This window comes from Winogradskyella sp. Asnod2-B02-A, assembly GCF_045063645.1.
Classification (GTDB): domain Bacteria; phylum Bacteroidota; class Bacteroidia; order Flavobacteriales; family Flavobacteriaceae; genus Winogradskyella.
Map to the genome: position 1 here is coordinate 355,751 of NZ_JBEFOG010000027.1, position 12,431 is coordinate 368,181.

At 31.6% G+C, this 12,431-nt stretch carries 11 protein-coding genes; 6 read left to right on the forward strand and 5 right to left on the reverse strand.

What is annotated here, in order from left to right; genetic code table 11:
- Positions 1–82: 82 nt before the first annotated feature.
- Positions 83–1,903, forward strand: coding sequence for a hypothetical protein (locus ACJJVO_RS09710; RefSeq protein ID WP_405573378.1), 1,821 nt, complete (start codon positions 83–85; stop codon positions 1,901–1,903).
- 73 nt (positions 1,904–1,976) lie between these two features.
- On the opposite strand, the gene ACJJVO_RS09715 is transcribed toward ACJJVO_RS09710, so the two are convergent.
- The 4 genes from ACJJVO_RS09715 to ACJJVO_RS09730 form a co-directional block, all read right to left on the reverse strand.
- Positions 1,977–4,754 (reverse strand): carboxypeptidase regulatory-like domain-containing protein, encoded by a 2,778-nt coding sequence (locus tag ACJJVO_RS09715; protein WP_405573380.1) that lies wholly within the window; start codon positions 4,752–4,754, stop codon positions 1,977–1,979.
- Positions 4,755–4,789: 35 nt separating this feature from the next.
- Positions 4,790–5,650 carry a GLPGLI family protein gene (locus ACJJVO_RS09720; protein WP_405573383.1) on the reverse strand — a complete coding sequence of 287 codons (861 nt, stop codon included), beginning with the start codon at positions 5,648–5,650 and terminating at the stop codon, positions 4,790–4,792.
- Between the two features lie 111 nt (positions 5,651–5,761).
- On the reverse strand, positions 5,762–6,619 hold the full coding sequence (locus tag ACJJVO_RS09725; RefSeq protein WP_405573385.1) for a GLPGLI family protein: 858 nt from the start codon (positions 6,617–6,619) through the stop codon (positions 5,762–5,764).
- A gap of 11 nt (positions 6,620–6,630) precedes the next feature.
- Positions 6,631–7,005, reverse strand: coding sequence for a hypothetical protein (locus ACJJVO_RS09730; protein WP_405573388.1), 375 nt, complete (start codon positions 7,003–7,005; stop codon positions 6,631–6,633).
- Positions 7,006–7,131: 126 nt separating this feature from the next.
- Between ACJJVO_RS09730 and ACJJVO_RS09735 the strand changes: the two genes are divergently transcribed.
- From ACJJVO_RS09735 to ACJJVO_RS09755, 5 genes are all read left to right on the forward strand, one after another.
- The gene (locus tag ACJJVO_RS09735; RefSeq protein ID WP_405573390.1) at positions 7,132–8,670 is read left to right on the forward strand and encodes a sensor histidine kinase; all 1,539 of its coding nucleotides are present in this window, start codon (positions 7,132–7,134) and stop codon (positions 8,668–8,670) included.
- Positions 8,663–9,346 carry a response regulator transcription factor gene (locus ACJJVO_RS09740; RefSeq protein ID WP_405573393.1) on the forward strand — a complete coding sequence of 228 codons (684 nt, stop codon included), beginning with the start codon at positions 8,663–8,665 and terminating at the stop codon, positions 9,344–9,346. Before ACJJVO_RS09735 ends, ACJJVO_RS09740 begins: the two co-directional genes overlap by 8 nt.
- Before the next feature lie 130 nt (positions 9,347–9,476).
- Positions 9,477–10,271: a hypothetical protein gene (locus ACJJVO_RS09745; RefSeq protein WP_405573396.1), complete on the forward strand. Its 795-nt coding sequence runs from the start codon at positions 9,477–9,479 to the stop codon at positions 10,269–10,271.
- A gap of 3 nt (positions 10,272–10,274) precedes the next feature.
- Positions 10,275–10,889 (forward strand): deoxynucleoside kinase, encoded by a 615-nt coding sequence (locus ACJJVO_RS09750; protein ID WP_299106832.1) that lies wholly within the window; start codon positions 10,275–10,277, stop codon positions 10,887–10,889.
- Positions 10,890–11,348 carry a hypothetical protein gene (locus ACJJVO_RS09755; RefSeq protein ID WP_405573399.1) on the forward strand — a complete coding sequence of 153 codons (459 nt, stop codon included), beginning with the start codon at positions 10,890–10,892 and terminating at the stop codon, positions 11,346–11,348.
- On the opposite strand, the gene ACJJVO_RS09760 is transcribed toward ACJJVO_RS09755, so the two are convergent.
- Positions 11,338–12,342: an App1 family protein gene (locus ACJJVO_RS09760; protein WP_405573402.1), complete on the reverse strand. Its 1,005-nt coding sequence runs from the start codon at positions 12,340–12,342 to the stop codon at positions 11,338–11,340. The two genes, ACJJVO_RS09755 and ACJJVO_RS09760, sit on opposite strands and share 11 nt — an antisense overlap.
- Positions 12,343–12,431: the final 89 nt, after the last annotated feature.

A 12,431-nucleotide genomic window follows, 5' to 3' on the forward strand; every position in this document is an offset into this window, starting at 1 on the left:
AGGAATTTTGCAATCCTAACTGTTGTATTAAAGAAAGAGCCAAGCAACTCTGATGAACAACAATCAATTAAAACAAAAGATTATGACAAACATTAAAAAATTCCCCAATCTTATTTTAGTGCTTTTAATTTCCTTAATCACAGTCACCTCTTGCGAAAGAGATGATAGTAATTCAGGAGGTGAGCAACAAGAAAATATTCCAGATACTTTTTCTGAATATTTTGGCAATCAAATATCAAGAAACTTCTTAGGAAACATTATTGATTCAAATAAAAACCCAATTGAAGGAGTAACAGTTTCTATTGGTAATGAAACGGCAACAACAGACAGTAATGGTGTATTTATCATTAATAATGCTGATGTTAATGAACGTTTTGGATATATAAAAGCCGAAAAAACAGGCTACATCCATGGATCACGTAGTGTTGTTCCATCTAACGGAACTAATAAAGTGACTATTATGTTACTTGAAGCAACAGTCATTGGCTCAGTAAACAGTGGTTCTTCAGAAACGGTAAGTATGGCAAATGGAAGCTCTGTAAGCTTTGATGGTAATTTCATAAAACCTGATGGTTCTGATTATACAGGCTCAGTAGATGTTATTATGCATCACTTAGATCCTGCAGATGATGATATGTCATTGCAAATGCCAGGTATGTTATATGCACAAAATGAAGAAGGAGCTGAACGTATGTTGCAATCTTTAGGAATGCTTGTCATTGAATTAAGAGGTACGAGTGGAGAAGATTTAAACTTAGCAGAAGGTTCATCGTCTATAATTAAAATGCCAGTTGATGCAAGTTTAATGTCCATTGCTCCTTCAACAATTCCGCTTTGGTATTTTGATGAAGTCAATGGTTATTGGAAAGAAGAAGGTGTGGCAACTTTACAAGGTAACATGTATGTTGGTACCGTTTCTCATTTTTCCTTTTGGAATTGTGATATTCCTGCCGAAGCCATTACACTTTGTATTACTGCAACGAATGATGATAACGAAACTTTAAATAATTTATATACAACTATTACAAGTACAACTTTTGGAGCGAGAGGTGGTTATACCAATGAAAACGGAGAGGCTTGTGGTTTTGTGCCTAGTGGTGAAACTTTAGAATTAAATGTTTATAGTTATGATTTTTGTGGAAGTACGGCACTGTATACTGAAATGATTGGTCCTTTTACTGCAGATTCAAGTTTGACAATTGTTGTACCAGATAGTCCAGATATTATTGAAGAAACTATCGTTGGTAGTTTTAACACTTGCGATGATGATGCTGTATCCGATGGTTATGTGCAATTGCGCTATGGTAATCAAACATTTACAGATGCCGTTAGCGATGGCACATTTGAAATTAATCTATTACGTTGTACTGATGATAATACCTTCAAAATTAAAGCTAGTGATTATGTAAATCTTCAAACTACAGACAGTATTAGTTATACCTTTACAACACCATTAACTGATATTGGAACTATAAGTGCTTGTAATGCCGTAACCGAATTTATTCAATACACAATAGATGACAACGAAACAATTTTTATAATTGATGGTATCCAAACATATTTTGTTGAAGTCTCAGATGCTGTTAATGGATCAAGATTAGACATCAGTGGTTTTGGAGGAAATGACGGCACCAATACTTGTTTTTATTTAGCAGGAGTACTGAATGAAACAATTTATGAAGGTACTTATGGTACTTACGACTGGAACGATCCTAATGATACAGGTTTCAATATTGAAGAATGTATTAATATGTCTAACACAAATAATAATGTTAGTTATAATCTCACATCATTCGGAGAAGTAGGAGAATATATAGACATCAATTTTGGTGGTGATTATGAAGATTATGAAGGTAACACACATACTATAAATGGAGTTGTACATGTTTTAAGAGACAACTAGAAGATAAAATTTGAATAAAAAAAAGCCCATTGAAAACATTCAATGGGCTTTTTAAGTATTTATTATAATAACCTTATAACGTATAAATAACTCTAAACGTTACAAATCGTGGTTGTAAAAATGTTGCTGAATTAACAACTGAGAATGTTCCAACATTATTATTAATATTAGCATCAATATTTAAAATATTGTTTGCTCTAATTTCATATTCCCATTTTGCATCTCTATCTTTTCTATAACCTAGTCTAGCACTCCATGTTTGAAACGATTCTGATTCACCTGCCACACTTTGATTAGTATAAGCATAATCTGTAGAAAACGTTACAGCATCCCAGATATAGGCATCAAAATTTATGGATGGTGAGTTTCTAATAATCTTAGTGTTTCTTGTGCCTTGGTCAGTATCAGTAACTGAGTATTGGTAACGTAAACTTACGTTTGGTGCTTCTCTAAAATTAGTTCTGATCTCTGGTGTATACGTCTGCGTAAAACTTTCATTTTTAGACTGCACACCATTTATAAACTGGTTACTTAAACTGTAGTTAAAATTACCTCCCATCGTCGTTCTAAATTTTCCAAACGTTTTTTGCCAACGTCCAAATGCTGAAAAACTCTCATCCGCGAAAGGCGAATTGAAAAATGTACTTGTACTAACAACACTTTCAAAACCAGTATCGTTTCTTATTTGGTCTTCGTTTTTAGTATAACTCAGTCTTCCTATTACATTTGTATTGTTAAATAAGTTGAAACTTCTGTAAAATAAACTAAACGTTTGACTCAATCCGTTTTGTAATTCTGAATTACCATAAGACAAATTATCAAAACTATTTAAAACTAAACCCTCCGCTAAATTCGTAACATCCGTAAATTGGTTGCTCATACGATAATTAAACTGTAAGCTTTCAGATTTTTTAAATTGAACTCTTGCTTCAAACTCAGGTAATACTCTGAAAAAGTTATCTTCGTATTTAGTCCCAAATTGTGTGTTTTGATTGCCATATGCATGAAAAGATAATCCTGGTCTGAAGGTAAATTTACCAACTCGCAAGTTATATCTTGTTGACACATAGATATCACTAAAATTATACATAATATCATTTTCAGATCCTACATCTAAAATATTACCTTCTGCATCTTCGATATTAGGATCTGCATCTTGAGTGGCACCATTTTCTAAAAACTGAAATATACTAGAATTAAACTCTTGTCGACTAAAAATAGTTCCTAAAGAAATATTGATATTACTCTTGCTATTTAAAATATTATAATAGTCTAATTTTGCATCTAACTGGTTGGTTTTAACAAGTTGATCTTGCCCTAAGCTATAAAAATCCAAACTTCTATCTAATCCTAGTTGCTCTGCTGTTTCATCATAAGCGTCTGCGTCGTCAGTGAGCGGATCGTTGTCTATTCCAAAATCATTATTAGCTGGATTATTATTTAATATGGCATTATAAAATGGATCTTCATTACTATACAAATGTTGCGCTTCTAGAGCAAATATATTATTCTCATTAAGCGTGTAGTAATAACTTAAGTTTTGATTAATACTATATGGTGTTACTTCATCTAACTGAGCTGTGGTACCAATTATTGAAGAAATTTCAGTTTGTCTTTCAGAATCTTTAGATAAACGCCCTAAAAGATCATATTCTAATTGATTGTTTCCGTTGGGCTTGTATGCCACACTAAACTTTGCTAACCCTTGGTCAGAAGCTTCTTTACCAGTATTTACTGTTTCCTCATCAGGTATACCTAATTCTGGATCTGTATATCTAATAAAACTTTCTTGACGTGTACTTAAACGTGTTGTGTTATAGATTATAAAGCCACTTAAATCTAAAGCTGGGTTTGGTGCATAACTAAAGTTAGTTGCTAATAATTTAGATTCTACTTTCTGAGCATTGGCAGAAGTAGTTAAGCCACTTAAACCATTATTACCTAAATTTAAATTGGTTCCACTATCACGACTTGGCGATCTAAAACCACCACCAAAATTACGTACATCACGATTTGACAAGGCTGGTTCGCCAATATTGTTTATATCTCCAATAACATTTATACTTGCCTTTGGGCTATAGTAAAATAGTTTAGGTTGTACCAAATATAAATTATCATTGGGTGAAGGAGCACTACCTGCACCAACAGTGACATCTCCAAACCAAAAATTCTCTTTACCTTCTTTTAGCTTTATATTTATGGCGACATTATCTGAGTTATTGGTAACATTACGCAATTGATTAACTTCAGAGAAATTACGCAACACTTCTATTTTATCTACTGCATTAGAGGGTATATTCTTTGTTGCTAGTTTAGAATCCCCATCAAAAAAGTCTTTTCCGTTTACAGTTAGTTTTTGTACTGTGTTACCATCGACTTCTATTTGGCCATCGTCATTAATCTCTACACCAGGCAATTTTTCTAAAACATCTTCTAATTTTCGTTCAGAACCATTTTTAAATGAATCTGCATTGTAGATTATGGTATCCCCTTTTATTGTCACTGGCATTTCGTAGGTTAGCTCAACAGTGTCGAGTGAATTATCTAAAACCATTACAAAATCTTTGTTTATACCAATTTCTTTTGTTTCTAAAACAAAATCAATAGATTTCATACCAATATAAGAAAGTTGTATTTTATAAGTCCCGTTCTTGCCCAAACTGATTTTGTAAAAACCTTTAGTATCGGATATTGCATAAGACTCCAATGCCTTAGTATCTTGATTAATAGCAACAATATTGGCCAACTCTAATGGTGAACCTATACTGTCTTTAACAACTCCTGAGAGTTTAATTTGGGAATAAGAAGTTAGTGCTAGCAACAATGCCAGCAATGTGGTAATCTTTTTCATGTATTTGATTTTGTTTTAGGTTGTAGTTACCAAGATTAATTTCTTCTGCCTCCTCGACCGCCTCGACCGCCTCGTCCTCTACTTTCTCTCAGCTCTTGCATTTTTTTAGTTGTAATCTCAGTATATTCTTGTTGGGTAACAACTTCACCTTTATCTGGTTTGTCTATCTTATCTTTATCTTTTGGATTCATCACAACCTTAGTACATAAAATTGTGGTGTTACCTGCACTAACTTCTAAAATTAAACCAGGTAAGCCCCAATAATCGTCTGGACCTTGGTTTACTGGAATTTGCATAGTGTACCAAGCGACAACATTAACAGTTTTAGGCTCTTTAGTTTCCTCCTCTTCTTTTTCCTTTTCTGTATCACCACCTCTTCCGCCTGGTCTAAAACTTGAAAAATCGAAACCTGTTAATTGTTTTACTGCTGTTGCTTTAAAAACAGTATAGTTTCCTATTTGTTTGCTTTCGCCACTCATAGTCCATTTAAGATCTGCTAATTCATCTTTTATTAAAAACTGTTTTCCAAAAAACTCTTGGTCTTGAAGTAATTCTTTGCTTTTTACATTTTTATATTTAGGCCCTCCAGTAAAACTACTAGCAAAACCACCAAAACCTCCTCTACCACCAGTAGATGCTTCTAAAACCTCTTCTTCTTTATATATAGATGCTTCTCTATTAAAAGTAAGTATGTACTCTTTTTCTAAAAAGCTTTTCATTCGTTCTGCAATTTGTTTTTTTCGCTCAGGACTAGCGTCTGGTCCTCCAATACCATCCATATCCATTGTTGTTTTAGACATGTAATAGGCTTTACCTTGAAAGTCTTGAGCAAATGCGAACCCGCTAGTTAAAAATACAGTTAACAGTAATGCAATTCTAAGTGGAAACTTTATCATTTTTTATGTTTTGATTTAAACTGAATAACAAAATTAGTTATCTCGTCCATTGTAAGACTGTACAAAACATAAAAAGTTAAATCACCACATGTTAAACTTGTGTTAAGAGAATTAACCTCCTATTGAAATACTAAAACCACTTTCTTTAGATCCTTTTTTAGGCGCATAACGTTCCATCATTTCTTTCATCTTCTTTTCCATTATATCATCGTATTCTTTTTGATTAACCTCTTTACCTTTAGTTGGTTCTTCTATCACAATTTTTGCTTCTGGGTTAATTACAATCTGACTACATATAATGGTCAATTTCCCATCATGAATTTCTAATATTAAACCAGGAAGTCCTTGGTACTTTGCAGGTCCATTACTTACGGGAATTTCTGGTGTATACCAAACTGTAATAATACGCTCTTCCATTTCTGGCTCTTTTTCTTCCTTGTCTTCTTCAGAATTTTTATCCTTATTAATCTTGCCACTAAAGCTAAAATCTCGTTTCTCTACTTGTTTGGTGTAAGTTGCTTTAAAACAAGTATATTCCCCAATACCCTTAGTTTCAGACCCTAATTTCCATTCTATAGGAGAGATTGTATCTTTAATCAAAAAATTCTTACCCATGGTTTCCTTTTGGTCTACATATTTTTTGTCTTTTATGTTTTTATAAAACACATCAGACCCACTATTATCAAAAGACATCTGAAAACCGCCTCCTACTTGTGGCTTATCTAACTCCGCTTCTTGCTGGTATAAAGATGAAGATTTATCGAAAGTTAATGTATAGGTTTTTTGGAATTGCTTCTTCATCATTTCCATCATTTGCTTCTGCATAGCATCATTCATTTTGGTGCTATCCATCTTAATATCAATTTTTCGTTGGGTTTTGTATGTCGCTACACCTTGAAAATCTTGAGCGTTAACAGATGATATCACTGCTATAAACGCAATAATCATAATTCTTATTATTGTTGTCATCTTATTGATTTTTAATTATTGTTTGTGTAATAATTAACACCTAAGTCTTTAAGTTTCTGAATTCGACTTAATAAAAAGGTTTTGTCTTCTGTATTGCTTTCAATTTTAAAAGACACTGATTTCTTATTGTCTTCTGTATATTCAATAGCTTTACAAACCAATTTAAAAGAGACGTTCTTAAACTCTTTTGAGTCTTCAAATATGTCTTCCAATTCTTTAATGTTTAATTCAGACTCTAATTCTTTTAATGAATTGACTGTAATAACAAAGTCGAGACTATTATATTCTATTTTTGTATTTTCCTGATGGTTTTGGGTTACGCTATTAGACTGACTAAATCCACTAATAGAGATTATAACTATTAAAAAAGTAAGTACATTTTTCATTTTAATATGGTTTTATAATTAATACCCTACAAATATCAGAACACTATTTAGTTTTATAAGTTAACGAGTGTTAACGTCTGTTAACCGAGCGTTGATTATACATTTTTACGTTATACATTTGAAATTATGAATGACAAAAGATACAAATGGATTTTATATACTATAGTCGCTGTAATTATGGCAACCATTGGTATACAAGTCTATTGGAACTACAAAAACTATCAAACCAATAAACAACAGCTAATAAACGACGTGCAAATTAGCTTAGATAAAGCAGTTGATGATTATTATGCAGCTTTAGCAGAGCGTACTACTATTGGTTTTATTCTTGAAGGCGACCAACAAAAAAATGCTTTCGAAGAAGGTAGTGAGCTGGAAAAATTTTTTAAAACCATTGATGAATCTAAAAATGAGTTTACAAACCTTGATTCTTTAGACAAAAATACTATTGAAGGCATAACTATGTTTAGAGGATTCAAGGCAGATTCAATGTCAGAAGCACATAATAAAAAACATAATCCCTTATCAGCAGAGCAATTTAAATTAAAAATAGATAGTCTAAAAGACAACAATAAAGATGTCAATATAAAAAATGCCGAATTTCTCACCTCTAAAGTGATGATTTCGATAAAAAATGACACACTCGATGTTAAGGCTGTTGAAGAATTAATAGCTAAAGAATTAGAACGCAAAAGCATTAATGTCGACTTTTATTTAGATTATAAAGACATTGAACGTGATGTTAACTATTTTAAGGTAAATGGATCCTTACCAGAATTGGATCCTAACCATATGTCTGATGATTATTTGCAAACAGACACAAAATCTAGATTCCTTCCAAAAGGTACTTTTTTAACCATTCTATTTACTAACACCACCAAAACTATTTTATATCGCATTCTTGGAGGCATCTTAATTTCAACGTTATTAGTTTTGGCCGTAATCAGTAGTTTATTCTACCTCCTAAAAATCATAAAACACCAGAAGCAATTAGCCGAAGTAAAAAATGACCTCATCAGTAATATTACACATGAGTTTAAAACGCCTATCGCTACCATTAGCGCAGCATTAGAAAGTATAAATAATTTTAATGCCATTGACGATAAAGATAAAACCAAAAAATACCTCAACATGTCATCTGAGCAATTGGGTAAATTGAACGTAATGGTTGAAAAACTCTTAGAAACCGCAACCCTAGATAGTGACAGTTTAAAACTGAACAAAGAAAACTTTGAGATAATAGCTTTACTTGAGACCTTAATTAATAGGTATAAAATCCAATTTCCTAATAAAAGAATTACTAATAATATACAGCTTGAAAACTTGATTGTTAATGCTGACATTTTCCATATCGAAAATGCACTTAATAATGTTTTAGATAATGCTATAAAATATGGTGGAGACACTATAAATATTGACTTATTATCTAAGAGCAATAATTTTGATATTCTAATTTCAGATAACGGAAACAGCTTAACTAAGGCAAATAAAGACCAAATTTTTGAACAATTCTATCGCGTTCCAAAAGGGAATACACACGATGTAAAAGGTTTTGGGATTGGGCTATACTACACCAAAACTATTATTGAAAAACATAATGGAACTATCACCTTAGAACTCAATAAAAATTCAACAACATTTAAAATCACACTTCCAAATGGCTAATAAAATTAAACTCTTATTGGCTGAAGACGAAGCCGCTTTAGGACAAATTATTAAAGAAAGTCTAGAAACTAGAGACTTTGAAGTTACACTATGCGAAAACGGTGAAGTCGCGTTAAAAAAATACGAATCAGAATCTCCTGAAATTTTAGTATTAGATGTTATGATGCCTAAAAAAGATGGCTTTACACTAGCCAAAGAGATTAGAGCTATTGATGACACTATTCCTATTATATTTTTAACGGCAAAATCGCAAACAGCAGATGTGGTTGAAGGCTTTTCTATTGGAGGCAATGATTACCTTAAAAAACCATTTAGTATGGAAGAACTCATTGTTAGAGTTCATAATTTAGTGGATAGGACTAAGACTCAAAAAGCATCAGAAACGATAATGATTGGCGCATTTAGTTTTGATTTTCCTAAACAACAACTAAAATTCAAAAATGAAGATTGTACGCAATTAACTCATAGAGAGGCACATTTATTATTTCATCTCATTAAAAACAAAAACCAAGTTTTAGATCGCTCTCTAATTTTGAATAAACTTTGGGGAACAGATGATTTTTTCTCAGCCAGAAGTATGGATGTATTTATTACCAAACTGCGTAAAAAGCTTAAAAAAGATGATAGTATTCAAATTATTAATGTGCGTGGGTTTGGGTATAAACTCACGGATTAAAAATCTAATATTAATTAAACTAGCTGACTAAATTTCACTTTCTCTATAATCGGTCATAACAAAACCTAAGAACTCTTTTTAAAAAAGCTGATCTTATTTTCGTATTTTTCAAGCTTATTCACCCACAAACATGCAAAAGTTAGTCTTCTTATTTGTTTTCTTTAGCTCCTTCTGTTTTACTCAAGAGAAAACAGAACAACAAATTAAAGCGACGCTAGTAGACTCTTTAAAAATAAAAGCGAAAGCGCTTTATGGTATTGATAATTTTGGCACACTATATTATGCTACCGATAATAATTCATTTTACAAAAAAACAAAGGATACCATTGTTACTTATTCTAATTTTCAACTGGGAGAGATAACTTCAGCAAACACATTTAACCCTTTAAAAATTAATTTGTTTTATAAAGATTTTAATACGGTTGTAATTTTAGATAATCGATTGGCTGAGATTTCAAGAATTGACTTTAATACTACGCAACCATATAAAAATGTGTCATTTGTGTCTCCTGGTTACGATAATACCATTTGGCTCTTTAATGCAGATTTTCAATACTTAGAATTGTACGATTACAAAACCAAAAAATTGAAGCTTAAAACAGTACCTGTACAATCTGAAGTATTAGATTTAAAGAGCGACTACAATTATTGTTATTTACTGACCCAAAACTATCTGTTTGTATATAGCTATTTTGGAAGTTTAATTCATAAAATAAAAAATATAGGTTACGAAAGTTTAGCATTTAACGAAGCACATATAGTATTAAAAAAAGATACATCTTTATTTATCTTAGAAAAAAATGATACTAAAATTCAACCTATTCAACTTCCAAAAATGTTAATAAAACAGTTTTTGGTAACCAACGAAACGGTGTATATTTACGACGAAATTTTACTACGTTATTACCAATTAAAAATAGAATAGATTATGCATGTTGCTGTTGCCGGAAATATAGGAGCTGGAAAAACTACACTCACAAAATTACTCGCTAAACACTTTAAATGGGAAGCTCAATTGGAAGATGTAGTAGACAATCCTTATTTAGATGATTTTTACAATCAGATGGAACGCTGGAGCTTTAATCTCCAAGTCTATTTCTTAAACAGTAGATTTCGCCAAGTCAACCAAATCCATGACAGCGGAAAAGACATCATTCAAGACAGAACCATTTACGAAGACGCACATATTTTTGCTCCTAACCTTCACGCCATGGGCTTAATGACTAATCGTGATTTTGAGAATTACTCGTCGTTATTTCAACTTATGGAATCTTTTGTAAAAGGGCCAGATTTATTAATTTATTTACGTAGTTCTATTCCTAATTTAGTGGCTCAAATTCACAAAAGAGGTCGCGATTACGAAAATACTATTAGTATCGATTATTTAAGTCGATTAAACGAACGTTACGAAGCTTGGATCTCTAAATACGATAAGGGTAACTTATTAATTATTGACGTAGATAATCTTGATTTTGTTGCTAACCCTGAAGATTTAGGTGATATTATTAATAGAATTGATGCAGAAATAAACGGGTTGTTTTAGGTGACTATTACACTTTATTTCCTCAAGGCCATTATCTTCACTTTTGGATCTTGGACTATGGGATTGATAATTAATAATGCTATAAAAAACACCACCTTCTATTCAAAATTATCAGATTTTCAATTCATTAGAAATAAAAACATTAATCATATTCTTGGACTGTCTATATTCTCTTGGATTATAAAAAATAGTTTCTTTAGAGTCTTCAATCAAAATATTCAACTAAAAAAACGAGCTTCTTACAAAGAATTAAAACAGATTAGAAACGAAATGGTTTATGCAGAAATAGGCCACCTAATTGGTTTTCTATTTATTCTTGTATTTATTTTTATACAAATAATGAATAATCAATACACATATGCATTGCTGTTGTTGGGATTCAATATTATTTTCAATCTCTATCCTACGTTATTACAGCAATACAACAAAAAACGTGTAGACAACATTCTTAGGCGATAAACCCGCTTTTTCTAGCATGTTCAATGGCTTGTTGACTATTTTCTACCAGTAGCATTGGTGTGGTTTTATAACTATCTACAATACCTTTTACACGCAACATTTTCTTCTTATGTTTAACACTACGTAGGTAAATTGCTAAAATTCGATTTGGAAATTCTTCAGCAATCTCAATATAAATATCAGGATCGTGCTCTCCACTATCACCAATTAAGATAAAAGGCAAATGAGGATATGTTTTTAAAAGATTCATAATTTCCTTTTGTTTTTGAGGCTTTTCATCTTGAGGTTTCTTACGAAGCAGATTACTGAGACTTCGTAATAAAATTGGGCCTTTAGGAAAATTATTTTGCCTTAAAAAAAGTTCTAAATAACGGTAAAGATTCCAAGGACTATGACTTACATAAAAAATAGGATTGGCATTATCACCAGAAATACCACGATGCAGTTTGTGATAAAACTCGGCAGAACCTTCTAAAGGAATTCTATTTTTAGCATGCTTAAAAATGGAATTGTAAATTACTTTCCACTTTAAAATAGAAACAACTCCTGTGTGCAATATAGTATCATCTATATCACTCGCCACGCAAAACTCTGCTTTGTTAGAAGGAATTAAGAGTTCTCCAAGAAATCTATTTTTATTCTGTATGGTACGTTTAATATTTACGTCATTATAAGATAATTCAAAAAGCAACCAACCTTCTTCATTAGTAAGTTCTCTTAAGTTTTCTATGGATTCTTCAGCAATAAAATAACCATTCTCATCAGATGTAACTTTTAGAATTTTATTGTTTGGTAATTTTACATCTAAACCTACATGTTTTATTTCGTCGGTTTCAAAACGTTTCCATGTATTTACAATAAGATGCCAAATATGCTGATCTTCTAAATCAATAGATTCATCTTCTAAAGCTCTACCTCTAGCGTAAAAATGCGAATCCGTTCCATAACTCTGAAACGTAATAATCTGTAATGGATCTTTTTTAAACCAGCTCAATTATCTTAACTTTTTATATTTTTCAAGATACTAAAATCACTTTACAACAAAAGCAATAGCAAGATTAATTCGTTAGTCTAATGTTAAAT